The following is a 25,039-nucleotide window of genomic DNA, read 5'->3' as shown; positions in this document are numbered from 1 at the left end:
CGCTCGAGCGCATGCCGCGACGAGCCATCTTTGCGGTGAGCTAGCACAGACATTTGCGATCCGCCACTTTCGGCGGCTCGACTCGATGCGGTCGAGAGGCGAAACCATCCTGAAAAAGCGAGGCCCAGCCCATGCTGGGCCGGGCCTGCAGATGTGGCGAGCGCGAGAACGTCGCTGCTACTTGACGATCAGCGAAACGGTATCGCCATCACCGGTCGGCGGCGAACCCGGTCCGACCACGGTGGTAAATCCCTTTCCGGTGACAGCGGTTCCGCCTCCGGTCCCCGGATGCTGGGTACAGGTCGGATCGAGATCCCCATCTTCCTGATAACAGATGTTTACCCTGACCGCACCGACCTTAAACGGCGTTGTGGCATTATCAGTGTTACAGGCCTGCGTCACGGATATGGTGCCGCCGGTGTCGCAGTTGACTACAGGACAGACCAGGGAATTGTCACATGCCGTCGTGTCGCAAAGTGTGACGGTCACCGAGCCGCTAATGGAATCGCAGCATTTGGGCTGTTGCAGGCTAGCGTGATCTTCTTGTTGGTAGGGCTCGCGTAAGCCGGCACCCGGGCCAGAGCCAGCCCCAGCAGGCATCCCACGGCGACAAGTATCTTGGTCCTTTTCATCGTTTCCTCCCTTTTCCTTCTGGTTTCGCTCTTAAGCTTTGCCCTACTCGCCAATTGCTTGATGTTACCGTCTCACAGTACCTCATTCATCCTGTGAAATTCTTTCAACTGTTTTATAACTATAATCTATCTCTATATATGTCTAAATAGAATTTGAAAAGATTTAACAATATATGATAGTGCAAAAGACTATATCATTCTTTATTAGGCTTATTGTGGCCATTCAGGTATTAGATAGCCGATTCTCGCTTCAACCACCCGATCGATGCGCGGGTCAGCGGATGGGCGCTTGCATGGCGCGGCCGCAACCGTTAACGCTTCGTGGGCATTGCGTTCATCGGCCACGCAAGCGTCCACCTCTGCGATGCGATTCACCGTCAGACTAACGATTGCGCTTTTGCTCGCGGCCGCCGCTGCGGCTGTTATCGCACCCTTTGTTGCGAACGCGCTCGGCGCCGCCGGTTACCGCTTCCCATTCCCGCGCATCTTCGATCGCGTCGTGATGGCGACGATGGCGGCGATGATGGCGCTTTGGGCGCGCCAATTGCGCCTCGCCCGTCTGCTCGGGCGCGGTTTCGCCGGTCCGCTCAACAATCTCGGCAGCGCAGTGCGCGGATTGGCGGTTGCGGCGGCGTCTATCGCGATACTGCTCGTGCTCGGTGCGATGTTTGGCGGGCGCGACGCGATGGGGACCGGCCAGGCGCTTGCGCGCGCGCCCAAGTACGTGGCCGGGGCGATCCTGATTGCGATAATCGAGGAAGGCTTCTTCCGCGCCTTCGTGCTGGGCGGGATGATAGAGGACTTCGGCCGTTACGGTGCGCTGGCGATCAGTTCGGCAATCTACGCGCTAGCGCATCTAGTGCGTTCGCCCGCACGCTTTTACGTGACGGGATTCGACGCGGCGGCGGGCTTTCACAACCTCGGCTCGAGCCTTGCGCAACTGGCCCATCCGGCGGCAGCGCTGCCCGCGCTCGTTGGGCTGTTTCTACTCGGGCTTGCGCTGGGCGAGGCTTATCTGCTGACCGGCAGCGTGTACTTCTCGGCAGGATTGCATGCCGGGCTGGTACTTGGGGTCAAGCTATGGCCTTATGGCGGCGCGCCGCGGGCCGCGCCGCCGCATTGGATCGCCGGATACGGACGACCAGCGCTGGTGACCGGTGCGGCGGCGTGGGCGATTTCGCTCGCCATCATCGCGCTGATGCCGCGGCTCGTCGGCAAGCGCGCCTAGACGCGAGGCGGAGCGCGCCGCGCGGCACGCTCCGCTTTCCTGGAAATCGGTTTCGTAACCGGCGTAGCGGACTCTACTGCACCAGCTTCAACGCCGCCTCGGCGCACTGCATGTCCTGCTCGACCGTGCCGCCGCTCACGCCAATCGCGCCGACGACTTCGCCAGCGATCTTGATCGGATAGCCGCCGCCGAACGCGGCGACGCGCGCGCGTCCCGGGATGCCCGCTACGAGCGCCGGGTCGCCCTTGATGAAATTGAAAAATTCGTGAGTCGGAAAGCCGAACAGCGCGGTGTAGGCCTTGCTCTGCGCGATCTCGATCGGAATAAGCGCCGCGCCGTCCATACGCACGAAGGCCTTCAGGTTTCCGCCCTCGTCGACGATCGCAACGCACTGCGGAATTTTGAGCTCGTTGGCCTTGGCGACCGCCGCATCGACCAGCTTCTGCGCGAAATCCGCGGTGATTGCGTGCTTCTCATATGTCTTGCTCATCGTGGAACGCCTCCAAGGTTTCTGAAATGCGCGTCAAACTCGGGCGCCGGGCATCGGCCGCCAGTCTATCGGGATTCTGTCGTATTGCCAGAACCTTTCGCGCGACGGGCGGCGAGTTAGCGCGTGGTTAATCCGCGGCGCCGCTGCGCGATCCTGCGGCGGGCCCCGCCGTGCGCGTCGTGCCGCGCGGTCCGTGGCGAAGGTTTGGGAACCAGCCGCAGCCGGCCGCTGAATTCGAGCGCGTAGCGGGAGCCCAGCGCAGCCTCCTCGGCGGGAATCCTCGTTCTCAGCAGCACCGCATTGGCGATCGAAAATACCGTCGCCGTTATCCAGCATCCCCGGATCATCGGCACGCATGCGATTTCGATGATCACCGCAAGATAGTTGGGATGGCGCATAAAGCGGTACGGCCCGCGGACCACCGGAGCGGCGCCGGGCAGCACGATGATACGCGTGTTCCAGCGCGAGCCCAGCGCCGCGATCGACCAGTAGCGGAGCGCCTGTGCTCCGAGCGCGGCGCCAAGCGCGGCCCATCCGAGCGCGCCCGGGAACGGACGCCGGAGCACGATCGCCTCGGCCGCCGCCGAGACCAGGAAGAGCGCGTGAAGCGCCGCCAGCGCCGGATAGTGGCCCCGTCCGCGCTCGACCGCGCCCATCGCGAATGCGCGACGCGCGTTGCGCGAGGCGAGCGCCAGATGAAACAGCCGCTCGAGCGCGAGCGCCGTGATGATCGCCAGGTACGCGCGGAGCGAGATCACCATCGGAGTAGCGCCAGCTCCGCGCAGAACCCCGGACCCATCGCGAGCATCACTCCATACTCGCCCGCCCGCGCCGCGCCCGCATCGAGGAGATCGTGCAGCACGAACAGCACCGAGGCCGAAGACAGGTTGCCGGTCGCCGCGAGCAGCCGCCACGAGCGGTCGAGCGCGCCGGGCGGAAGTTCGAGCGCCGCGGCGATCGCCTCGAGCACGCGATTTCCGCCGGTGTGCGCAATCCAGTGGGTTATGGCCGAACGCCCCAGGCCCTGCTCCGCGAGCATCGCGTCGACATCGCCGCCCAAGTGCTCGCGCACCAATTCCGGGATCGCGGGCGACAGCACGATCTTGAGTCCGCTTTCCACCACGTCCCATCCCATCATCCGCTCGCTGTCGCGATAGAAGACCGAACGGGTCGCGATGACCCGCGGGATCGCGCCGGCATCGCCGCAACGCGTGGCCGCGGCGCCGCCGGCCATCACCACCGCCGCTGCTCCGTCGCCGAACAGCGCCGAGGCGATGATATTGGCGACCGAGTCGTCGCTGCGCTGCAGGGTAAGCGAGCACAGCTCCGCCGAGACCACCATCGCGACCCGGTCCGGAAATCCGCGCAGCACGTCGGCGGCGCGCACCACCGCGGCCACTCCGCCCGCGCATCCGAGTCCGAAGATCGGCGTGCGCCGCACTTCAGCGCGCATCCCGAGCCGGTTAACGATTCGCGCATCAAGGCTCGGCGTCGCGATCCCGGTGCCGGTGACGAAGAACAGGTAGTCGACGTCGCGCGCGGTCATCCCGGCCGCCGCAAGCGCGCGCTCTGCCGCCGCTGCGCCCAATTCCGGCGCGACACACGCGTACGCGGCATTGGTCTTGGCAAACGAGTCGAGCGGCGGATATTCGCTGACCGGCAGCGCCAGGTATCGCCGATCGATCCGCACCGAGCGCTGGATCTGCTCGAAGGTCGAGCGCCAGCGCCGCGACTGCTCGTATTTCTCACCCCACAGCCCCTTGAGCAGGCTCGCGATCGACGCCTGCTCGACCACGTTGGGCGCAAGCGCGGTGGCGGCGGACAGAATCGCGGGCGCCGCGCCATGTTCTTCGGACACCGCGGCCGACGGGCCGGACCCGGGCGCTCGCACGGCGCTGGCTCCGCCAAATAGATCGAGGTTCATGATGATGCCTCTGGTTGGACTTCCGTAAAGAGAACGTGCGCCGCGGCGACGATGTTCCGCGGCCCAAGGGCTCGGATCGAAATAGCGCTGCTAGTGTGGCGTCCTGGAAATAAGTTTCATCCCAAGATCTGAGGGCTGTCGTTCCGAGCGCAGCGAAGAATCCCGGCTTCCACGAAAAACAAATGAAGATCAGGGATTCCTCGGTCGCCGACTCCCTCGGAATAACACCTTGAGGCTTTTCCGGAAAGATAAGTTATTTGCGGGACATCAAGACTAAGATATCGCTTTGGCGCGGGAATCGCGATGCCGCCGCGTTTCCTCGTACAACGGCGCCATACCGCGCGGCCGCGTGCGGTAGCGCCGATGCTGCCAGAGGAATTGCTCGGGATACCGGCGCACGATCTCTTCGATCGGGCGCAGAAAGCGCCGCGTGTTCTCGACGATGTCGGCCTCGGCGTCGGCGCTCTCCTGAAGCGCGACGAGGTCCTGGATGACGATGCGATGGCGGCGCTTGTCGGGCTCGCGCACGATGAAGACCGGGACCACCAGCGCGCCCGACTTTCGCACCAGCCGCGCGAGCGTGCGCGAGGTCGCCGCCGGCTCGCCAAAAAACGGCACGAACACCGCTTCGCCGCGCTTCGCGTTCTGATCGAACGGAACGCCCACCAATTCGCCGTCGGCGAGCGATTTGAGCACGGCGCGAGCGGCCGAGCGCTTGCGCACGACGTCCACTCCGGCGCGCTCGCGCACCCAGGTCATCAATGCGTCGCCGGCGAGGAAGCGCTGCGTGTGATGGACCAGGGTTATCGGATGGCCGTGAAGGGCGTGCGCGGCCGCCAGGAGCTCGAAGTTGCCGAAGTGCGCGCTCAGCACGACGATGCCGCGCCCCGGATAGAGCCGCTTGAGCTCGTCCCAGTAGTGGAAGCGCTCGTAGGTGACGTGCCGGACGAGCCGGCGGTGGAAAAACCCGGCCAGGCGCACGTACTCGGCGCCGCTGCGGCCGAGGTTCAGGTAGGAGGCGCGCACGATGCGCCGGAGTTCGCGCCCGGAGCGATCGGGAAACGCGATCCGGAGGTTGGTCATGCCGACCGCCACGTGGCGGCGATCGAGCAGATACGCGGCGTAGCCGCCGAGCATTCCGAGCGGATACAGGGCGAAGTCAGGCAGCAGGCTCAGCGCGTACACGGCCGCGCGCATCGCCTGGAATACAATCCAGTCCTTGCGGCCGAGTTTGAGCCCGGCAAGCGGGGGGCGCTCGCGGCGGACGCTGCCCTTGCACGCAGATTGGGACGGATCGGCGCCGTCCGTCTCCTCGCCGGGCGCGTCCAGCGTGTCGCCGTTGCCGCGTGTGCCGTTGGCGGCAGCCGCGCCGCCGCTGGAGCGATTTTCGGTCAGGTCGCCGGCGAGGCTTTGGGTCACAGGCTTTGCCGCTCGCGCTTGGGGGCCTTGGCGATCACGACCAGGCCCGAGTCGGTGACATGAAAGCGCTGGCGGTCGCGCTCGAGATCGTAACCGATCTCGTCGCCCTCGGAGATGTAAACGTTCTTGTCGATGATCGCGCGGCGCACGCGGGCGTGGCGGCCGATCTCGCTGTAATCCATGATCACCGAATCCTCGACCAGGCTCCACGAGTGGACGAAAACCGAACGGCCGAGCACCGAGTTGCGCACGGTGCCGCCCGACACGATGCATCCTTCGGAGACGACCGAATGCAGCGCTTCGCCCCGCCGCCCGTGCTCGTCGAAGACGAACTTGGCCGGCGGCTGATCGTAGTAGGCCGTGCGCAACGGCCAGCGCTGGTTGTAGAGGTTGAGATGGGGCCGCGCGTCGCGCAGATCCATGTTGGCTTCGTAGTAGGCGTCGATCGTGCCGACGTCGCGCCAGTAGCTCAGGTTGACCTCGGAATCGCCCTGGATGCGATTGGTCATGAAGTTATAGGCGTAGATGGGAACCCGTTCAATCAGGCGCGGGATGAGATCGCGGCCGAAGTCGTGATGGCTCGAAGCGATGGTCGAGTCCTCCTCCAGCGCGCGGCGCAGGACTTCGGGATTGAACAGATAGTTGCCCATCGAAGCGAGGCACTGTCCGGGCGCCCCGGGCATCGCACGCGCGCTCGACGGTTTCTCCTGAAAACCCGAAACGCGCAATCCCGAGTCGACCTGGACGATTCCGAACTGGTCGGCTTCCTCGATTCGGACCGGGATGGTGGCGACGGTTATGGCGGCCTTGCGCTCGAGATGGAACTCGATCATCTGCTGCACGTCCATCCGGTAGATATGGTCGGCGCCGAAGACCGCGACGAGGTCGGGATTATTGTCTTCCAGCAGGTTGAGGTTCTGAAAGATGGCGTCGGCGGTGCCCTGGTACCAGCTCTCGCCCATCCGCATCTGGGCGGGAACCGGGGTGACGAACTGGTCGGTCAGTATCCCGCCGAACTGCCATCCGTCCTTGAGATGCTCGATAAGCGACTGGGAGCGCCATTGCACCAGCACGTAAATCGCGTAAATTCGCGAGTTTACAAGATTCGAAAGCACGAAATCGATAATCCGGTACTTGCCGCCAAAAGGCACAGCCGGCTTGGCGCGGTCGCGGGTCAGCGGGTGCAGCCTGCTGCCCAGCCCTCCGGCCATCACCATCGCAAGAGTCCTCATTGCCCCACCCTTCGTTGCATCTCAGCCCAGATTCACCAAGCGATCATCAGACCATAATCGGAAAAGGCCGCTCGTCTCGTATAATGTCGCAAAGGGTAGCATTTCAAAAGTGGCTTAATCGGCGACGGATTCTGAGTCATTTTGCCAGAAATTAGAGAGCATTGTTGCAAAAAGGGCTCATTGTGCGAAAATTGCTCGACTTTCGGTCAGATCATCCTGACCGCCCCTAAGTGTCGGATTTATAGATATTTTCCTGAAAATCGAACGCCAAATCAGCCTAGGCACATGGCTTGCTTGAAACTTTTGACTGCGTTTTACGTCTAATTGACCAGCGCGGCTGATAGAACCTACAGACGCGGCAAGGAGATAGCTCAATGCAAACCGCGACAACCACTGAAACCAAGAGCGCCGAGCGGCCGGGAGTCGTTTACCGGACCGTATGCCAGAACCCAGGATGCGGAGCTACCTTTGACCTGCGCATCACTCCCCAGAACGCGAGCCTCCTGAGCGGCACTATGGCGTGCCCGCGGTGCCGCCGGCACGGGGGAATGCTGAAGCCACAGGGTCGGCTGGGCAACAAGCTATTCGCGGCCAAGCTGCTTTACCGGGCGACCGGTGTGGCCTCGACGCGTGCCGAGGACGAGGAACCGCTGTTCGGCGAGGATCAACCCTAGTAGCCAGGGACGGAACGGCCGATTGGCTGTTAAATCGGCTGCGGATGGTTTAGCCTAGCAATTACCGCTCTGCATCGATGACCCCTGAAAAGCAGGCGCGCCGCCCATCGGGACGGCGCGCCTGTCGCTTTTCCAACCTGCGAAAATCGTCTAGCAGAATTCGCGACCGCGAGAGCTAGACGCCGGCGAGCGGTTCGATCGTCACGCCTTGGAGGGACTGGATGCTCGGCCGCTCCAACAGCCGCCTTATCCACGCGTCGACGTTGGGACGATTGGTTCCCGTCTGGACTCCCAATTCGCCCAATACCAGCATGCGCGGCGCGAACCCGATGTCGGCGACCGAAAACTCTCCGGCCAGAAACTGCTGTCCGGTCAGCTCGTGATTGAGATAGTCCAGCGCGCGCTCGATCGAACGATGCAGCCGCTGGAGGCGTCCCTGGTCGCGCTCGCCCTCCGCCCGCGCCATCTCGGTCATGAGTTGTCCAACCTGCGGCGTGAACGAGGTATCGGCGAAGTCCTCGAACAGCCGCGCCCGCGCGCGCTGCGCGCTCGAGCCGATTGTCGGCAGCACGGGCGGTTCCGGATATTCGTCCTCCAGATATTCGTTGATGATCGTCGAATCGTAGACTGTGGTGTCTTCGTCGACCAGCACCGGAACCCGGGCAAACGGGTTCAGCCGGAGGAATTCGGGGCGCCGTTGGTCATTCTGGGCGAAGTCAATCTGGATGAGCTCGTAGGTCAGGCTCTTTTCCGCCAGAACAATCCGCACCTTTTGACCGAACGGGCAGGGCAGGAAATCGTAAAGTTTCATCATACCCGGATGGCCTTTATGACGCCGCCACAGTGAGCTTCACGCCAGCTTCAACCTCCGGGTCGAGCCTCACCGTGACGGTGAACTCGCCAAGCTGCTTGATCGGCTCAGCCAACATTATTTTTCGCCGCTCGATCTCGAATCCGTGCTCGCGCAACGCCCGTTCGATATCGATATTGGTTACCGAGCCGAAGAGCTTGCCCTCTTCGCCCGCGTTGGCGCCGATGGTGAGCATCAACGCCTCGAGCTGCTGCTTGAGCTTGACCGCCGTTCCCTTGTTCGCCTCGCGCCGCAGCATCGCGAGGTTCTTCTGATGCTCGAAGGCGCGCAGGTTTCTGGAACTGGCCTCGACTGCGAGGCGCCGCGGCAGCAGATAGTTGCGAGCGTACCCGGCGCGGACTCTGACTACGTCTCCGGCACGCCCCAGGTTGGGCACTTCTTCACTCAAAATCACTTGCACGTTCATAAGTTTTTGATCGCCGAAATCGCCTTTCCCGGCTAGAAAAAATCGCCGAAGCTGCCCGCCTCCTGGCTCGGCGGCTTGAGCCGCCGGAAATCCACCCAGAGATCGAAAATGCCGGCCGCGCATACCAGCACCGCGAGCACCGGCTGGATTATTGTAACAAAATAGATGAGCCCCCGGACCCAAGGCGGAATCGCCAGGGCCTTGAAGTAAAAGGCCATGATCGCCAGCCCCTGGCAGAAATACACCGCAGCCACGCACACGAATGCGTCCATCGCCGCCACCGCCAGCGCCGGCACCGGAACGAACATCCCGAACCCCGCCGCCAGCAACACCCAAATGAACCACTCCGGCGTCGACCAGCGCGCCAGGTCGCCAAAGAGCGGGTAGCCGAGCCGCTGCCGGCCGCCCATCCGCCAGAATATCGCCAGATTCAGCAGCGCGCCGAAACCTGCCGACAGAGCAACCAGCGCCGGGCATAGCCGCATCATCATGTCGAGCAGTCCGGCCTCCGCGTCGCGCTCCATTCCGGTTTCGATTCCCAGCACTTTGTAGAAATCGTGTCCGCGCGCCATTCCGGAGGCCAACACGTCGTGGATCTCCCGCGCCAGCCCCTCGGCCGAACCCGCCATCGCAAAGGCCGCAATCACACTCGCCGCCAGCACCGCGGCGCCGGTCACCATCACGATCGTCTCGAAGGGCTTGCGCCGCTCGAGCATGTCGCACATCACGGCCGCGGCAAGCCCGAAAGTCAGCACATAGCCGAGCGCCGCGAGCCATCCGCCGAGCGCGACCACCGCCGCGCCAGCCAGCGCGATCACCGCCGCCGCGCGCAATCGCGCTCCGGCAAAGCCCACCGAAAAAAGCAGAACCGGCGCCGGTGCGAACAGCGAGGAGATCGCGCCCACGAGCGGGATCACCGCCGCCGCCAGGTAAAGTGCGGCAGACAGGAAGGCGGCGCGAATCGCACCAACCAGCAGCCCGACGATTGCCCGTGCGCTTCTCACCGCTCGCTCGTCATTCCCCGTTAGCCCAAGGTCGAAAAGGGCAGCAGCGCGATCACCCGCGCCCGCTTGATCGCGACCGCGAGTTGCCGCTGATGGCGCGCGCAGTTACCGGAGGTCCGGCTGGGCACGATCTTGCCGCCCTCGGTGATGAAGTTCTGCAGCGTGCGCACGTCCTTGTAATCCACCTTCAGCCCCTTGTCGGCGCAGAAGCGGCATACTTTGCGCCGGCCACCGCCGGGGCGCCGGCGCATCCCGCCTCGCTCACCGCCGCGCCCTTCGCCGCCCCCCTGGCGCTCGCCATCCCCGCGCGGGCCTCCGGGACGTCCGCGGCCGTGCTCATGACTACCGTGTCCGGGGCCTTGCTCTGTCCTTTCTTCGTCGGCCATTTTTTCCCTGTCAAATCAACGTCGAATCGTATCCTGATGCAGCCGTTGAGACTGCCTGCCTGGTTTCACGGGACCGCGTCGGCCGCGACCTCGCTTATCGCAGACGCCAGCACCTCGACGCCGCTTCCCGCGGACGACCATCGAGCACCGCGCACCGCGCGCAGCGCTCCCGTCACTCTAAGCGTCGCTCCGGCGGTGACCCGCGCGCCGATCTCCCGCGCGTCCTCGCCCGCCATCACGACTCCCAGCTTTAAAACTTCGCGGCCTTCGCCGCAGTTCACTTCGACCCTTAAAACCGGCGTGCCGGCGGGCGTAGTCCGCACCTCGGGCGCGGAAACTGCTACCCCGATCAGTTCAATCCTGCTTCGGCTCACCCGCGGGATTCGCCTCGCCTCCGGCGGCCGCGGCCGCTCCTTCAGTCTGTTCGGACGCGGCCTTCTGCGCGACCTCAGCCTCGCCCGCCGCCTCTTCGGCAGAGAGATTGGCGGCTGGCGGGCCGGAACTTACTTCGCCCGCCGGACGCTCGGCCGCGGCGGCGGCGGCCGCCACTCTTGCCTCGGCCGCAGCCTTGGCCTCGGCAGCGCGATGGAGCCGCGCTTCGATTTCGGCGCGCACCTTGGCGGTATCGACCTCGGGATCGAGCAGCACCGACAGGTAACGCAGCACGCTATCGGAGAGTTTAAGGTTGCGTTCAACCTCGTTCATCACCGCGCCGTCGGCGGCATAATCGAGCCGGACGTAATAGCCGCGGCGTTCGTTGTGAATCCGGTAGGCGAGCTCGCGAAAGCCCCATTCGTCCGTCTCGAGCATCTCGCCGCCGCCGGCGCCGATCAAACCCTCGAAACGCTTGATGCTGTCTTTGACCTGAGGCTCGCCCAGATCCGAGCGAAGGATGAAAATAGTCTCGTAGCGCCGCACGCGGCAGCCTCCTTGTGGATTCCAGCCCCCAGAGGGAGCAAGGAGCAGGCGCTTACACTAACATCCAAGAATCCCGCCCTTCAAGCTGCAAGCCAAAGAAAAACCCGAAAAAATGGGCGTCGAAGATGTCGTTTTCCGCAAACTAGCGGAGGGTCTTTGGACTCGCGGTTACAGATTTCTCCGGTAAGTGACGAAGTTTCCCGTCACCCGCGCGCCCAGCGCGGCCGCCGTACGCCGCGACGCCCAGTTGTCGTCGAGCACCAACGTGTAGCCGGCATAGCGCATCCCGCTCTGCGCCATCGTCACAAACGAGCGCGCCGCCATCGCGAGGGCGACGCCCTTGCCGCGCGCCTGCTCGAGCACGCCGATATTGATAAGCGCGCCGCGTGTGCCACCGCCGCGCTCGGGATGCAGTTTGACGCCTGGACGAACCTGCGCGAGCGCCGGACTCAGGTCCGGCACGGAGAAGACCACGCCGATAACTTCGCGATTGGCTACCGCGACCATCGACAGGTCGCCGACCGCGGTGCCGTGCAACGGCGCCATCATCGGACGCACTTCGTCGCGGCTTATCGGGTTCCATCCCCAATGGCGGACGAACGCCGCATTAGTGACCGCGGTCCACGCGTCGACCGCGGCGAGGAATCCGTATTCGCGCCAGCTCTTTATGGCGACTCCGGCGGTGCGCGCCGCTTCGATCATCCGCGCGTAGCGCGCGAGCATCTCGCTGGTCAACGGCGCGGTGTAATCTATCTGACCCTTCTCGGTCTCGAAGCCGGCGTTCTTGAGATAGCGATGGTAGTACTCGGGATTGCCGCGCAGCAGGAATGAGGGCAGGCTGCCGTAGTTATCGATCGCATAGGGATAGTCGAGAAAAGCGGCGAATCCGCTGCGCACCGATTCCATCTTTGCGCGGGCGAGCCATTCCATCGCGCGCGTCAACATCGTACCAACCGCGCCGTCTTCGCCGGCGGCGGCCTCGAAATGGATTAGCTGGCCCACGCGCTCGCCCCAGTGGCTGATATAGCGGCGATTGATCACGGCGCTTACGCGCGCCACCAGGTGGCCGTTGCTCCAGGCGCAAAACGGCTGCAATCCGAGATAAGGCGCGGTCAGCGTGCGTCCGGAAAGAAGGTCAATCTCGTTGCGGATGTCGGGCGGCCACCAGGCTTCGCGGTCGGCGTAGACCTCGTAGGGCAGACGAGCGAATTCCTCGAACGCCTGGGGGGTATTGATCGCCTCGATCCGTATGTTGGCGGCGGCGCTCACGCTTCAAAGCATAGCATTGCCCGCGCCCTCGACGATCGGCAAGAGCGAAAGGGAACTTAGCCGCAGATCAGCCGGTTTATCCGAAATCGGCACCGGCGCGCCGCTGAATGTTCGCAGCAGGACGCCGTGCGACCTCGCAATTCACAATTCCCCCCTCCGGTCCGGTCCGCGGCGTGCAGATAATTCGTACGGCGCGGCCGGATCGGCCTCCCCCGCCGTCGCAACGGCCGCCAGTGCCGCTTCGCATCTCCGGCGCGCTTCGTCGGCCGTCGCGGCCAGCACCTCGAACGCCGGAATACTGTCGTCCCACTCGACAAGCGTCGCAACGCGGCCGAAACGCCCAATCGCGTGCTCATAGAGTCCCCAAACCTCGGGTCGAATCGGATGATCGTGCGTGTCGAGCAGGTAATTGCCGTGGTCGCTGTGGCCTGCAAGATGAAACTGCACCACGCGGTCAGCCGGGATGGCGTCGATGTAACGCAAGGGGTCGAAGCGATGGTTGAAGGCGCTCACGAAAATGTTGTTGATGTCGAGCAGGATCGCGCAGTCGGCCTCTTCCGCGACGGCGCGAAGAAACTCCCATTCGGCGAGGCGCGAGGCGCGAAACGCCATGTAGCTCGACACGTTCTCGATAAGGATCGTGCGTTCGAGGATATCCTGGACCTCGCGGATGCGCCGGGCGACGTGACGCACGGCCTCCTCGGTGTAGGGCAGCGGCAGCAGATCGTGCAGATTGCGACCGCCGACACCGGTCCAGCACAAATGGTCCGAAACCCAGGCCGGCTCGACACGCCGGGCCAACGCGCCAAGTGCGTCGAGGTAGGAGCGGTTGAGCGGATCGCTCGAGCCGATCGAGAGCGACACGCCGTGCATCACGACCGGGTAGCTTGCGCGCACGCCGTCGAGCACTTCAAGCGGGCGCCCGCCCTCGACCATGAAGTTTTCCGATATGACCTCGAACCAGTCCACCGAACACAGATCGTGCGAAGACGCATCGTCCGACGTGCGCCGCTCGAGAATCCGGGCATAATGCGGCCGGCGCAGACCGACGCCGAATCCCAGTTGGTGGAAATCCGCGCGCTTCAACCCTACATCGCCTTGGCCGGCGTCTTCTCCGGCTTGCCGCCCTGATCCGTGCAGGCCTTGACCGAGGCGGACGTCACCCACCCTTTGCCCTTGCATGAGTTCTGACCCATGCAACCATTGTTGGCTGTCTGGCACGCGCTCTGGCCTTTGCAGCTATTGCCGCCGATGCACTTGACGCTGGCTGCCTCGGTGGAATTCCCCGAGGAGCTTTGCGCAAGGAGCGGCGTGCTCAAAAACATCGCGCCCACCGCCGCGGCCAGAACCGCGCCGGCTATAGTGCTGCGATCCATCGTTTTTCTCCTCTTTCGCGCCGGTTCCGGCGCCGACAGATGACATCCTCGATGGCTCAAATACGCATTCGCCGGCCGGATGATGCGACTTCGGCGGCCGCTGGTCCGTAACCTTCGACCAACTTGCGCAAGTATATTTAACTCGGGTATGGCAGGCCAAGGTTCCTTCCGTCAAAATCGGGAACTTTTCCGCCGTCAGCGGCGTTTGACTTGACGGTGGTGGTATATGTTGGTGCTCGCTGAATATGGCGGAAAAAGGGGGCAGCGAAAAGCGCGGGCTCTTCGAACGCGAGGCGCTGCCTCACGTCGACGCGCTGTACTCGGCGGCCCTGCGGCTGTCGCGTAATCCCGACGACGCTCGCGATCTTTTGCAGGAGACCGTGCTGCGCGCGTATCGTTTTTTTCATCAGTACACCCCGGGCACCAACTGCCGCGCGTGGCTGTTGACCATCTTGTACAACAACTTCCGCAACGGCTACCGCGGCGCCGATCGCGAACAGGTCGCGCTCTCGCCCGAGGATTTCGAACGCGCCGTCGAGGGCTTGAGCGCGCGCGGCGAGCAGAAGGTGAGCAACCCCGAGATGCTTATCTCGGAGAAGGTTCTGGACCACGAAGTTGCCGCCGCGCTCAACGCCCTACCCGAGGACTTTCGCACGGTGCTGATGCTGGTCGACGTGCAGGAACTCAACTACCAGGAGGTCGCGCAAGTCCTCGAAATACCTATCGGGACGGTCAAATCGCGGGTTTCGCGCGGGCGCCAGATGATGCGGGTTGCGCTCGGCGCGTTCGCCCGCCGGCGCGGACTGGTCCGCTAGGCGGATCGTCGAGTGTATTCAGATGACTCGCGCTTGCGTGTATAAGCAAGGGAAACCGTGAATTGCGAGGAGTACATCACCAACTACCTCTCTGCGCATGCCGACGGCGAATTGACGCGAGCCGAAGAGCGCGCGGTCATTCAGCATCTGGGCAGCGGATTGGACGACGGATGCACCCGATGCCGGGTGCGCCTGGTCGAGGAGCGGCTGTTGAAGGCGCTGATACGCCGCCAGGCCGCCACGGTGAAAACCCCCGAAGAGATACAAGCGCGGATCAATGCCGCGCTCGATCGCATCGATCACGGATCCGTGCCAGGCCGGCTTGGCCGGGCTGTGATGCGCGAACTCAAGCGTCCGCGCACCTGGGCCCCGCTCGCCGCGGCGGCAATGCTGGTGGTCGTGGTATGGGCGGGCGGCGGCCTGCCCGGCTTGCATCGGGAGACCCCGTCTTCGGGCGTCAGCGCGATCCCTGCAAGCGAGGCGCTTGACCAGGCCGTGTACAGCTACGAGACGTTCGAGACCGCGTTCAGGCCGACCGTACCGTCGGCCTCGCTGGCGGATATCGCGATGGCTTATGGCTCGGCAGAGATGCCGGACCTGATGTGGAACTTCGAGTTAGCCGGCTACGGCGTCGTCGGCGGTCGAATCGACCGGCTGCCGGACGGCAATCCGGTCACCTACACGCTCTACCGTGGACGCAACGGCGACATCCTGTGCACGCGCTACAAGGCGAGCGACTTCGCCACGCCGCCGGGCAAGATCGGCGAGATCCACGGCCATCTACTTTACGAATACGAGGGCTATAGTCTCTGCGTGACAGTGTCGGAGCAGGGCCATTTCATCTGCGTGCTCACGACGAGCGAGCCGATGGACGAGTTCAAACACGACATCTCGCTCGCGCAGGCGTTCAGCGTCCAGCGCTAAGCCAACGACATCCCGCGCGCAGCCGGATGAGCGCGCTCAGCGGCCGAGCGCGTTGTCGGCCGCTTCGAACAGGCGCAACTGATGCGGTGCGTGATTAGCCGGAATCTCTACCGGATATTTGCCCGTGAAGCAGGCGTCACAAAAGCCTTCGCGCGGGCCGTCCAGGAATGAGTACAGACCTTCCCAGCTGAGGTAATCGAGCGAGTCGGCCGTGATGTAGTTGCGGATCTCCTCGATCGAGTGGCTCGAAGCAAGCAACTCTTCGCGAGTCGGGGTGTCGATTCCGTAAAAGCAGGAGTTGGTGGTGGGCGGCGCCGCGATCCGCATATGGACCTCGCGCGCACCCGCCTGCCGCAACATCGGGATCACCTTGCGCAGCGTGGTGCCGCGCACCAGCGAATCCTCCACCAGCACCACGCGCCTGCCGCGCAGCAGCTCGGAGACCGGGTTGAACTTTATCTTGACGCCGAAGTGGCGAATCGACTGGCGCGGCTCGATAAAGGTCCGTCCCACGTAGTGGCTGCGCACCAGGCCCATCTCGAACGGCAGCCCGGATTGCTCGGCATAGCCGAGCGCGGCGGCGTTGCCCGAGTCGGGCACCGGCACGACGATATCGGCGTCGGCCGGGCATTGGCGGGCTAGCGCGCGCCCCTGCAGCTTGCGCACCTGGTACACATTGCGCCCGTAGAGCAGGCTGTCGGGACGGGAGAAGTAAACGTACTCGAAGATGCATCGCCGCGTCGGCGCCGGCGGAAACGGACGCAGCGAGCGCACGCCCTCGTCGCTTATCACCACCATCTCGCCGGGCTCGATCTCGCGGATGTAGTCCGCGCGCACCAGGTCGAGCGCACAGGTTTCCGAGGCCACGATCGGCGCGCCGTTGAGCGAGCCCAGCACCAGCGGGCGAAAGCCGAACGGGTCGCGCACCGCGAGCATCTCGCGCTGCGCCAGCACCACCAGGGAGTATGCTCCGCGCACCTGGGCGAGCGCCTCGGCCACGCGCTCGGCCAGCGTGGGCGCGCGCGATCCGGCGATCAGATGGATAATCACCTCGCTGTCGGAAGAGGACTGGAAGAGCGAACCATTGGCCTCGAGCCGCTCGCGCAGCTCGGCGAAATTCACCAGGTTGCCGTTATGCGCGAGCGCGAGGCCGCCGCCCGCGTATTCGACCACCAGCGGCTGGCAATTCTTGAGCGTCGTCGAGCCGGTGGTGGAGTAGCGATTGTGGCCGATGGCCGCGGTCCCCTCGAGCCGATTGATCACGTCGCTGTTGAAGATGTCAGCGACCAGACCCATCCCGCGATGCGAGATCAGGGACTTGCCGTTGGAGGAGACGATACCGGCGGATTCCTGCCCCCGATGCTGCAGCGCATACATGCCGAGGTAGGCGAGATTGGCGGCCTCGGGATGGCCGAAGACGCCGAAGACGCCGCACTCCTCGTGAAAGGCGTCGAGGTTGGATTCCTCGGGCGAGACTTCGACAAACAGCTCCGAAGGCTCCTTCGAGAGTTCTTGCGCCTGGACTTCATCCATTTGCGGCAAGCCTCCGCACGATCGCCTGTTCGTGGATTTGTCTCAACTCGCGCACGTCCTCGTCGATCGCGTTTGCAATCCTAAGGCGCGGCCCGTCAATCACGCGTCCCATCACCGTGAACTCGACTCCGCCGAACAATTCGCGGAGCGCTTCGACCTCATCGGCGGCGGCTGACAGCACCACCGAAGAAGCGCCCTCGCCAAAAAACACTTCAGCCCCAACCGGCTCCGGCATCCCGTCGATCTCCGCGCCCAGGACGCCGTCGGGATTGAAGCAACACTCCGCCAGCGTAACCGCCAGTCCACCTTCCGCAACGTCGTGAGCCGATCTTATCAACCCGCGATCGGCGGCGGCAACCAGCCCCTCGACAAGCGCGCGCTCGCGTTTGAGGTCGAGTCGTGCAAGGGCTCCGCCATCGGTCTGGAAAACGGCCGCGTATTCGCTCGCCGCCAGCTTCGCCGGCGCAGTCCGCAGCAGTATAACCACGTCGCCCGGACGCTTGAAAAAATGGGTCACACGCCGGTTGGCGTCTTCGATCACTCCGAGCATCGCGATCGTCGGCGTGGGCGGAATCGCGCGGCCCTCGGTCTCGTTATAGAAGCTGACGTTGCCGCTGACCACCGGCGTTTCAAGCGCGAGCGCGGCGTCGCGTATGCCCTCTACGCCGCGGATGAACTGCCACATGATCTCGGGGCGTTCCGGATTGCCATAATTGAGGCAGTTCGTAAGCCCGATCGCCCGGGCGCCCGCGCAGGCAACGTTGCGCGCCGCCTCGACCACGGTCGCAGCCGCGCCGACGTAAGGATCCAGCGCGCAGGCGCGCGGATTGGAGTCGACCTTGAGCGCGACCGCACGATTCGTTCCCTTGATCCTGAGCACCGCGGCGTCGCCGCCCGGCCCCATCATCGTGTTGCTCTGCACGATCGAGTCGTACTGGCGATAGACCCATCGCTTCGAGCCGACGTTCGGGCTGTCGAGCAATCGGCGCAAAGCTTCGCTCGGCGGCGGTTCGGAAGCCGCGCCCGCGGCAGCGCTTGATGCGGACGCCGGATTCGAAGGCTCGCGCGCCGGACGATCGTAAACCGGCGCCTCGTCGGTCAGCGCGACCGCCGGAATGTCAGCGACCAGCTTTCCGCGCCAGCGCACCCGCCAACGCCGATCCTCGGTGATCTTGCCGACCACGACCGCGTGAAGGTCCCAGCGCGCGAAGATCGCGGCGAGTTCGGCCTCGCGTCCGCGCTCGGCCACCAGCAGCATCCGTTCCTGCGACTCCGAGAGCAGAATTTCGTACGGCGTAAGCCCGGCTTCGCGCAGCGGAATCCGGTCGAGGTCGAGTTCGATTCCCAACTCGCCGCGCGCCGCCATCTCGCTCGACGACGAGGTAAGCCCGGCGGCGCCCATGTCCTGGATTGCGACGATCGCGCCGCTTCGCATCGCCTCCAGGCACGCCTCGATCAGCAGCTTTTCCGTGAACGGATCGCCGACCTGCACGGTCGGGCGCTTCGCCTCGCTGGTCGCATCGAACTCGGCTGAGGCGAGCAGGCTCGCGCCATGGATTCCGTCGCGTCCGGTGGCCGAACCGACGTACATCACCGGGTTACCCGGACCTTTAGCGCGCGCGCTCTGCAATTCGCCGCGCCGCGCGAGTCCCAGGCAAAATGCGTTGACCAGGATGTTGCCGTTGTAGGCCGCGTCGAACATGACCTCGCCGCCCACCGTCGGGACGCCCACGCAGTTCCCGTAACCGCCGATTCCGCCGACCACGCCACTCAGCAGGTAGCGCGTGCGCGGATGATCGCACGCGCCGAACTTCAGCGAATCCATGCTCGCCATCGGCCGCGCGCCCATCGTGAAGATGTCGCGCAGGATCCCGCCGACGCCGGTTGCGGCGCCCTGGTAGGGTTCGACGAACGACGGATGGTTGTGGCTTTCTATCTTGAACACCGCGACCCATCCGTCGCCGACGTCGAGCGCGCCGGCGTTCTCGCCCGGCCCGCCGATCACGCGCTGCCCCTTGTTGGGCATCATCCGCAAATGGCGCCGCGAGGACTTGTACGAGCAGTGTTCCGACCACATCACCGAAAAAACGCCAAGCTCGGTGAAAGTCGGCGTGCGCCCGAGCCATCGCTCGATCGCCCGGTACTCCTCGTCGGTAAGGCCGTGCGCGCGGGCCTGCTCGAGATCGGCTGCGGGCTCGCCTGCAAGCCCGACCGGCCTCTCGGCGATCGTCGCGGCGCTCATGCCGAGGTTCTGGAAGCAGCGGCGCCCGCAACCCGGGCGCGCGGCCGTTCGGCGCTCGTCACGATCGAACGAAAGATCTTCAGCCCGTCCTCGCCGCCGAGCGCAGCCTCGACCGCGTGTTCGGGATGGGGCATCAGGCCGAAGACGTTGAAGTTTTCGTTGGCAACGCCGGCAATCGCGCGGGTCGAGCCGTTGGGATTCGCGTCATCGCGCTCGCGGCCGGCGGCGTCGGTGTAGCGCAGCAGCACCTGCCCGCGCGCTTCCATCGCGCGAAGTTCGTCGGCCGGCGCCACGTAGAGGCCTTCGCCGTGCTTGATCGGCAGGCGCAGCACCTCGCCCTCGCGCGCCGCGCAGGTAAACGGCGTCGTGGCGTTTTCGACCCTCACGTTGACCCGCTCGCAGATGAAGGAGAGCGAGCGGTTGCGCATCAGCGCGCCGGGCAGCAGATGAGCCTCGCACAGAATCTGGAAACCGTTGCAGATGCCGAGCACCAGGCCGCCGTCATTGGCGAAACGCACGACGCTTTTCATGATCGGAGCGAACCGCGCGATCGCCCCGCAGCGCAGGTAGTCGCCGTAGCTGAAGCCGCCCGGGAGCACCACGCATTGCACGCCGGCCAGGTCCTCGTCCTTGTGCCAGAGCGAGAGCGCCTCCTGCCCCATCACGTGGCCGAGCGCCCACAGCGTGTCGGCGTCATCGAGCGACCCGGGAAAACGGACCACGCCCCACTTCACCGCGGTCCGCCCTCTTGCGGTCCGCCCTCTTGCGGTTCGATCTCGAAGGTATAGTCCTCGATATTCGGATTGGTAAGCAGCTGCCCGCACATCCGACGGACGGTCTCGCGCGCCTGCTCGAGGCTCGGGGAATCCAGTTCCAGCACTATATAGCGGCCGACGTGGACCGCGCCGACGCCGCCGAAGCCGAGGCTCTTAAGCGACTGCTCGACCGCACGCCCCTGCGGGTCGAGAATTCCCTTGCGCGACGTGACGAAAACCTTGACCAGCAACTCAGCGCCTCTGCGCATTCGGCGCAATTCGCCGGCCGCGCCGTTCGCTCAATTCGAGACCCGCTGGAGCATCTCGTGGTACGCGCCCTCGACGTCGCCCAGGTCGCGGCGGAAGCGGTCCTTGTCGAGCTTCTTCAGCGTCGCCTTGTCCCAGAAGCGGCAGGTATCCGGACAGATCTCGTCGCCGAGGAGGATTTTGCCGTGATGGCGTCCGAACTCCAGCTTGAAGTCGACCAGGATCACGCCGCGCTCGTCGAGAAACCTGCTCAGCACTTCATTGACCTTGAGCGCCATCGCGTGAATCGTGTCGAGTTCCTCCTGGGTGGCCCAGCCGAACAGCACCGCGTGCTCGGGATAGATCAGCGGATCGTCGAGCGGGTCGGACTTGTAATAGTACTCGACGATCGGATGCTTCAGCTTCTCGCCTTCCTCGCGGCCCAGCCGCTTGGCCATCGAGCCCGCCACGATATTGCGCACCACGGTCTCGGCCGGGATGATTTCGAGCCGCCGGCAGAGCATCTCGCGATCGCCCAGGCGGCGCAGGAAGTGGGTCGGGACGCCGTTGCGTTCGAGCAGCGTGAAGAACAGCTCCGAGATGCGGTTGTTCATCACGCCCTTGTCCTCGATCGTGCCGCGCTTCTTGGCGTTGAACGCGGTCGCGTCGTCCTTGAAGTAGGCGATTACCAGGTCGGGGTCGGCCGTCGCATAGAGCTTCTTGGCCTTGCCCTCGTAAAACATTTCTAGCTTCTGCGGAGCGTCTTCCACGGCATCTCTCCGTTTAGGGGGAATCACAATTTCATGAACGGCCGATAAATAATGAAGTAGCCGACCGGTGCCCGCGCCACAAACCTTTGCGGCAGAGCTTTGTTCACAGAGCGCGGCGCTTGTGCACAATCACGAGCCGTCCGCATCTAATTTCCGGATTTGCCGGGCGCAAAGCGCTCAACCAGTTCGGCGGCAAGTCCAACGTAACCACGCGGCTCCAGCTTCTCAAGCCGGGCTTTGACCTCGGCCGGCAGCTTGAGCCCCGCGATAAACCCGCGCATCGCCTGACGGTCGATTGCGCGCCCGCGGGTCAGCTCCTTCAGCCGCTCATAGGGATCTTCCAGCCCCTGCCGCCGCATCACCGTCTGCACCGCCTCGGCCAGCACCTCCCACGCGCCTTCGGCCTCGACCTCCGCGGCGATCCGCGCGGGATTCAGCTCGACGCGGCCGAGGCCGCGCGAAAGCGCGTCGAGCGCGACCATCAGATGGCCGAACGCGGCGCCCATCGCGCGCATGGCCGTGCTGTCGCTCAGATCGCGCTGCCATCGCGAAACCGGGAGCTTGACCGCCAGATGCTGAAACAGCGCCGTTGCGACGCCCAGGTTGCCCTCGCAATTCTCGAAGTCGATCGGATTGACCTTGTGCGGCATCACCGAGGAGCCGACCTCGCCCTTGACCGTGCGCTGGCCGAAATAGCCGAGCGCGATATATCCCCACATGTCGCGGGCGAACCCGAGCAGGATGGTGTCGATGCGCGCCACCAGGTCGAACAGCTCGGCGATAAAGTCGTGGCTTTCGATTTGGGTCGTGAGCGGATTCCACACGAGGCCCATCGATTCGACGAAACGGCGCGATGTCTCGATCCAGTCCGCCTCGGGCACGGCGGCCTGATGGGCGTTGAAGTTGCCGACCGCGCCGTTGAACTTGCCGAGATACTCCTGCTGGCCGAGCGCGCGGCGCTGGCGTTCGAGCCGCACCGCGAAGACCGCCAGCTCCTTGCCCATGGTGGTCGGCGTCGCGGCCTGGCCGTGCGTGCGCGCGATCATCGCGACCGTGCGCCATCGCCGCGCCATCGCGCCCAGCGTGGTGATGATTCCGTCCAGCGCAGGCGCGAACTCGCGTTCGCAGAACTCCTTGAGGATGAGGGCGTAAGCGAGGTTGCTGATGTCCTCCGAGGTGCAGGCGAAATGGACCATCCCGGACGGCACGCGCAGGCCAGCAGTCGCGATCATTTCCGCAAGAAAATACTCGATCGCCTTGACGTCGTGATTGGTCGTGCGCTCGAGCTCCTTGACCCGCCGGGCGTCGTCGAGCGTGAAGTCCGCGTAGAGCGCGCGCAGCTTCGGAACCGCGCCGGCGCCGAGCGAGAACTCCCCGATTGCGGGATTTTCCGCCAGTGCGATGAGCCATTCGATTTCGACCCGCACGCGATAGCGGATCAGCGCGAACTCGCTGAAGTAACCGGCGAGCTTTCGCGTGCGCGAGCGGTAGCGGCCGTCGATCGGCGTAACGGCCATCAACGAGGTATCGAGCTCGGAGGTATCGAGCTCGGCCGTGCTGGCAGCTCCGGAGGTGGATGCCGGCATTTTGCGGGCGTCGATTTCGGCCTCTCGCGCCCCGGTGTCCTGCGCGCCGCTCGGTGTCCTGCCCGCGGCGGCCTTCCGGCCACGAGTGGACGGGTAGGAATGTTTCGGCTCTCTTCTCATCTTGACGTTTTATGTTGACGTTTTATGCTGAAGAGCATCGCGCTTGCGGGAACGGACCGCCGGCGCCGCTATCTTCCAGTATGCCCGAAGCCGCCGCCGCCGCGCGAACTTGATTCGAGCTCGTCGACTTCGACCAGCTCGGCGCGCGCGACGGGCGCTATCACGAGCTGAGCGATACGGTCGCCCGGCTTGATCGTGATCGGCGCTTCGCCCAGATTTACAAGCAATACTTTAATTTCACCGCGATAGTCCGCGTCGATCGTGCCGGGCGAATTGATAAGCGCTAGCCCCTCCTGGAGCGCCCGTCCGCTTCGCGGACGCACCTGCCCCTCGAAACCCGAAGGGATTTCCACCGCTATTCCGGTCGTTACCGCAGCACGGGCCATCGGCACAATCTCAAGCGACACTTCAATATCCGCGACGAGATCGATCCCTGCCGCCTGCGCGCTCTGATAGCGCGGCAGCGCCATCGAAGAGGCTCTCACGCGCCTGACCTTGACCACCGGGTTCATCGTCTCGGCTTCAGAGTTATCCGCGCCGGCGCGTGGGCGCAAACCGCGCACGACAAGCCGTCCACAGACCGCGCTCAATATGCCCGCTCAATATGCCCAACGATTGCAGACGAATTCGCTAACGAAAAGCCCGAGCCACAAGAGCGACCAAACCGTGATCGCCGCGTCCCAGAGCCGGCGGCGCGCCAACTGCGCGAACAGGATGAACAGCGGAAGCATCGCCAGCACAAGACGCGGCGCGCTGATATCCCATGATTGGCTCGCGAACAGCAGCCAGTTGAGGGCCATCCACACCGCGTACGCGGGGCGGAGGAGAAATGCGGCGGCAATTGTCCCCGCGAGGCTAATCGCGAGAAAAAAGACGACCTGCGTCCCGACCATCGCGGCCTGCGACGCATCCTGGTAGCTGGCGACGCCGAGGCTGACGGCTATACCGCGCCACGGCGCGGTGAGCGTGTTGGACCAGTGCTCGCGTTCCATGAGGAGGAATGCCAGCGGGTCGCCCGTGACCTCGTAGTTGACCAGCATGTAGACGGCAAGCCCGAGCGGCACGACAGCGATCCAGAGCCATCGCCGGTTGAAGCGGCGCGTCTTCCAAAGTTCCCACGCCGCATCGGCGCCGAGCGCTGGGACCAGCAGGATGCCGTTGTCGTGCGTGAGGACGGCCAGCGCGCCGAGTATGCCGGCGGCCATCCATCGTTCGCGCCGCGCGGCCAAAAAAGAAGTCGCGACCAGCGCCAGGAACAGGCTTTCGGAATAGCCGATGTGGAGAAAATATGAGGTCGGAAATATGAACATGAACCATACCGCGCGGCGCGCCAGATGCCGCGAGTAATCGATCGCGAAAAGCCGCGCCATCGCCACGCCCAGGGCGACGGATGCTATCGTGGAGACGAGAAACGCGCTCAGCATCATGTCGTGCACGATGACGGCGGTCATCCGGGTCAGCCACGGGTAGAGCGGGAAAAATGCGAGCGCCAGGCGTTGGTCGCCCACGGCGGTGTAGCCCTTTTGCGCGATCATCTGGTACTGCCCGCCGTCCCATCGGTTCCAGATCGCAAGCAGTTGGGTGAGCGTACGCACCCGTTCGCCGTTATATACCTGGAAAGCAAGCGCGCCGAAGAGAAGCACGATCACCTTGATGACGAGGACCATCGCGGCCACCGACCGATCGAACGCGGTCAGACCGAGCAGCGAACGTTGGCGATGGTCGAGCGACGATGGCATCGAGCCGGCTCCCGCGCCGGTGGCGCAACGCTAGAGGGCTTCGACGGCCGTGCGCAAGCGCATCGACTGCTGTCGGAGTGGGAGCGGTCGCAGGCTGGCGGATTGGGATGGAAGAATCAACTTACGAATCGCAGAACAAACGGGGTCGTCAATGACCACATATTAACGACAAAAGTAAACTGTGCGGTGCTCAACCCCTGCGCCGGAATTAATAATGTTGTCCGACTCCATCTTCCAGAGGAATCGAAGATTTGGTAAGAGCTTGCAAGCTCTGATGTGCGTCGGTTTCGACGGCATCGAGCACGCGAAGGCGGTGCGGCGGTGGATGAAGCGCACAGACAATCTTCTCGTCTTCTATTTTCTCATCTTCTCGCAAACAGCTCATCGAAATCTGAATTCACAAGATCGCGGATAACCACCGCTGCCTGCTCGATCCTGCGAGAGCATCGGACCCTCAAAACGTACGGCTTGTAGCCGCAG

General features: G+C 64.3%; 28 protein-coding genes. 4 read left to right on the top strand and 24 right to left on the bottom strand.

Annotated elements, in window-relative coordinates; translation table 11 throughout:
- Window positions 1–177: 177 nt before the first annotated feature.
- Both VMI09_06415 and VMI09_06410 read right to left on the bottom strand, forming a co-directional pair.
- Window positions 178–489 carry a hypothetical protein gene (locus tag VMI09_06415; protein ID HTQ24312.1) on the bottom strand — a complete coding sequence of 104 codons (312 nt, stop codon included), beginning with the start codon at window positions 487–489 and terminating at the stop codon, window positions 178–180.
- Complete coding sequence (locus tag VMI09_06410) at window positions 486–632, bottom strand: hypothetical protein (protein HTQ24311.1); 147 nt, start codon at window positions 630–632, stop codon at window positions 486–488. Before VMI09_06410 ends, VMI09_06415 begins: the two co-directional genes overlap by 4 nt.
- 364 nt (window positions 633–996) lie before the next feature.
- On the opposite strand from VMI09_06410, the gene VMI09_06405 reads away from it, so the two are divergent.
- Window positions 997–1,860: a CPBP family intramembrane glutamic endopeptidase gene (locus tag VMI09_06405; GenBank protein ID HTQ24310.1), complete on the top strand. Its 864-nt coding sequence runs from the start codon at window positions 997–999 to the stop codon at window positions 1,858–1,860.
- Window positions 1,861–1,933: 73 nt separating this feature from the next.
- Here VMI09_06405 and VMI09_06400 read toward each other — a convergent pair whose 3' ends face one another.
- The 5 genes from VMI09_06400 to glgC form a co-directional block, all read right to left on the bottom strand.
- Window positions 1,934–2,350, bottom strand: coding sequence for a heme-binding protein (locus VMI09_06400; protein ID HTQ24309.1), 417 nt, complete (start codon window positions 2,348–2,350; stop codon window positions 1,934–1,936).
- A gap of 116 nt (window positions 2,351–2,466) precedes the next feature.
- The gene (locus VMI09_06395; protein ID HTQ24308.1) at window positions 2,467–3,111 is read right to left on the bottom strand and encodes an isoprenylcysteine carboxylmethyltransferase family protein; all 645 of its coding nucleotides are present in this window, start codon (window positions 3,109–3,111) and stop codon (window positions 2,467–2,469) included.
- Window positions 3,105–4,274 carry a 3-oxoacyl-[acyl-carrier-protein] synthase III C-terminal domain-containing protein gene (locus tag VMI09_06390; GenBank protein HTQ24307.1) on the bottom strand — a complete coding sequence of 390 codons (1,170 nt, stop codon included), beginning with the start codon at window positions 4,272–4,274 and terminating at the stop codon, window positions 3,105–3,107. Before VMI09_06390 ends, VMI09_06395 begins: the two co-directional genes overlap by 7 nt.
- A gap of 273 nt (window positions 4,275–4,547) precedes the next feature.
- Window positions 4,548–5,693, bottom strand: a complete 1,146-nt coding sequence (locus VMI09_06385) for a lysophospholipid acyltransferase family protein (protein ID HTQ24306.1) — start codon at window positions 5,691–5,693, stop codon at window positions 4,548–4,550.
- Window positions 5,690–6,925 (bottom strand): glucose-1-phosphate adenylyltransferase, encoded by a 1,236-nt coding sequence (glgC, locus tag VMI09_06380; protein HTQ24305.1) that lies wholly within the window; start codon window positions 6,923–6,925, stop codon window positions 5,690–5,692. The genes VMI09_06385 and glgC overlap by 4 nt, the downstream gene beginning before the upstream one ends.
- Before the next feature lie 374 nt (window positions 6,926–7,299).
- On the opposite strand from glgC, the gene VMI09_06375 reads away from it, so the two are divergent.
- Window positions 7,300–7,599 (top strand): hypothetical protein, encoded by a 300-nt coding sequence (locus tag VMI09_06375; GenBank protein HTQ24304.1) that lies wholly within the window; start codon window positions 7,300–7,302, stop codon window positions 7,597–7,599.
- A 175-nt stretch (window positions 7,600–7,774) separates the two neighbouring features.
- Here VMI09_06375 and VMI09_06370 read toward each other — a convergent pair whose 3' ends face one another.
- From VMI09_06370 to VMI09_06330, 9 genes are all read right to left on the bottom strand, one after another.
- The gene (locus VMI09_06370) at window positions 7,775–8,413 is read right to left on the bottom strand and encodes a glutathione S-transferase family protein (protein HTQ24303.1); all 639 of its coding nucleotides are present in this window, start codon (window positions 8,411–8,413) and stop codon (window positions 7,775–7,777) included.
- A 13-nt stretch (window positions 8,414–8,426) separates the two neighbouring features.
- Window positions 8,427–8,876, bottom strand: a complete 450-nt coding sequence (gene rplI, locus VMI09_06365; protein ID HTQ24302.1) for a 50S ribosomal protein L9 — start codon at window positions 8,874–8,876, stop codon at window positions 8,427–8,429.
- A gap of 32 nt (window positions 8,877–8,908) precedes the next feature.
- Window positions 8,909–9,880, bottom strand: a complete 972-nt coding sequence (locus VMI09_06360) for a DUF2232 domain-containing protein (protein HTQ24301.1) — start codon at window positions 9,878–9,880, stop codon at window positions 8,909–8,911.
- Window positions 9,881–9,900: 20 nt separating this feature from the next.
- Window positions 9,901–10,131, bottom strand: coding sequence for a 30S ribosomal protein S18 (gene rpsR / locus VMI09_06355; GenBank protein HTQ24300.1), 231 nt, complete (start codon window positions 10,129–10,131; stop codon window positions 9,901–9,903).
- Window positions 10,132–10,331: 200 nt separating this feature from the next.
- Window positions 10,332–10,640, bottom strand: coding sequence for a hypothetical protein (locus VMI09_06350; protein HTQ24299.1), 309 nt, complete (start codon window positions 10,638–10,640; stop codon window positions 10,332–10,334).
- Window positions 10,621–11,184: a 30S ribosomal protein S6 gene (rpsF, locus tag VMI09_06345; GenBank protein ID HTQ24298.1), complete on the bottom strand. Its 564-nt coding sequence runs from the start codon at window positions 11,182–11,184 to the stop codon at window positions 10,621–10,623. The genes VMI09_06350 and rpsF overlap by 20 nt, the downstream gene beginning before the upstream one ends.
- A gap of 168 nt (window positions 11,185–11,352) precedes the next feature.
- Window positions 11,353–12,453 carry a hypothetical protein gene (locus tag VMI09_06340; GenBank protein ID HTQ24297.1) on the bottom strand — a complete coding sequence of 367 codons (1,101 nt, stop codon included), beginning with the start codon at window positions 12,451–12,453 and terminating at the stop codon, window positions 11,353–11,355.
- 141 nt (window positions 12,454–12,594) lie between these two features.
- A complete protein-coding gene (locus tag VMI09_06335) occupies window positions 12,595–13,539 on the bottom strand; it encodes a DUF692 domain-containing protein (protein HTQ24296.1) in 945 nt (314 codons plus the stop codon).
- A 2-nt stretch (window positions 13,540–13,541) separates the two neighbouring features.
- Complete coding sequence (locus tag VMI09_06330) at window positions 13,542–13,829, bottom strand: hypothetical protein (GenBank protein HTQ24295.1); 288 nt, start codon at window positions 13,827–13,829, stop codon at window positions 13,542–13,544.
- Between the two features lie 245 nt (window positions 13,830–14,074).
- Between VMI09_06330 and VMI09_06325 the strand changes: the two genes are divergently transcribed.
- The gene (locus tag VMI09_06325) at window positions 14,075–14,644 is read left to right on the top strand and encodes a sigma-70 family RNA polymerase sigma factor (protein HTQ24294.1); all 570 of its coding nucleotides are present in this window, start codon (window positions 14,075–14,077) and stop codon (window positions 14,642–14,644) included.
- Window positions 14,645–14,701: 57 nt separating this feature from the next.
- Window positions 14,702–15,568 carry a hypothetical protein gene (locus tag VMI09_06320; GenBank protein HTQ24293.1) on the top strand — a complete coding sequence of 289 codons (867 nt, stop codon included), beginning with the start codon at window positions 14,702–14,704 and terminating at the stop codon, window positions 15,566–15,568.
- Window positions 15,569–15,604: 36 nt separating this feature from the next.
- Here the strand turns inward: VMI09_06320 and purF are convergent, their stop codons facing one another.
- From purF to VMI09_06280, 8 genes are all read right to left on the bottom strand, one after another.
- On the bottom strand, window positions 15,605–17,101 hold the full coding sequence (gene purF, locus VMI09_06315) for an amidophosphoribosyltransferase (protein HTQ24292.1): 1,497 nt from the start codon (window positions 17,099–17,101) through the stop codon (window positions 15,605–15,607).
- Window positions 17,094–19,343, bottom strand: coding sequence for a phosphoribosylformylglycinamidine synthase subunit PurL (gene purL, locus VMI09_06310; GenBank protein HTQ24291.1), 2,250 nt, complete (start codon window positions 19,341–19,343; stop codon window positions 17,094–17,096). The genes purF and purL overlap by 8 nt, the downstream gene beginning before the upstream one ends.
- Window positions 19,340–20,077: a phosphoribosylformylglycinamidine synthase subunit PurQ gene (purQ, locus tag VMI09_06305; protein ID HTQ24290.1), complete on the bottom strand. Its 738-nt coding sequence runs from the start codon at window positions 20,075–20,077 to the stop codon at window positions 19,340–19,342. The genes purL and purQ overlap by 4 nt, the downstream gene beginning before the upstream one ends.
- Complete coding sequence (gene purS, locus VMI09_06300) at window positions 20,074–20,367, bottom strand: phosphoribosylformylglycinamidine synthase subunit PurS (protein HTQ24289.1); 294 nt, start codon at window positions 20,365–20,367, stop codon at window positions 20,074–20,076. The genes purQ and purS overlap by 4 nt, the downstream gene beginning before the upstream one ends.
- A gap of 30 nt (window positions 20,368–20,397) precedes the next feature.
- Window positions 20,398–21,114, bottom strand: a complete 717-nt coding sequence (gene purC, locus VMI09_06295) for a phosphoribosylaminoimidazolesuccinocarboxamide synthase (GenBank protein HTQ24288.1) — start codon at window positions 21,112–21,114, stop codon at window positions 20,398–20,400.
- Between the two features lie 146 nt (window positions 21,115–21,260).
- Window positions 21,261–22,700 carry an adenylosuccinate lyase gene (gene purB / locus VMI09_06290; protein ID HTQ24287.1) on the bottom strand — a complete coding sequence of 480 codons (1,440 nt, stop codon included), beginning with the start codon at window positions 22,698–22,700 and terminating at the stop codon, window positions 21,261–21,263.
- Window positions 22,701–22,888: 188 nt separating this feature from the next.
- Window positions 22,889–23,383 carry a dUTP diphosphatase gene (gene dut / locus VMI09_06285; protein HTQ24286.1) on the bottom strand — a complete coding sequence of 165 codons (495 nt, stop codon included), beginning with the start codon at window positions 23,381–23,383 and terminating at the stop codon, window positions 22,889–22,891.
- 36 nt (window positions 23,384–23,419) lie between these two features.
- The gene (locus VMI09_06280) at window positions 23,420–24,559 is read right to left on the bottom strand and encodes a glycosyltransferase family 39 protein (protein HTQ24285.1); all 1,140 of its coding nucleotides are present in this window, start codon (window positions 24,557–24,559) and stop codon (window positions 23,420–23,422) included.
- Window positions 24,560–25,039 lie beyond the last annotated feature (480 nt).

The sequence above is a fragment of the Candidatus Binataceae bacterium genome (genome assembly GCA_035500095.1).
Classification (GTDB): domain Bacteria; phylum Desulfobacterota; class Binatia; order Binatales; family Binataceae; genus JAKAVN01.
The sequence above is the reverse complement of the archived record's forward strand: the minus strand, read 5'-3'. Positions and strand labels throughout refer to the sequence as shown.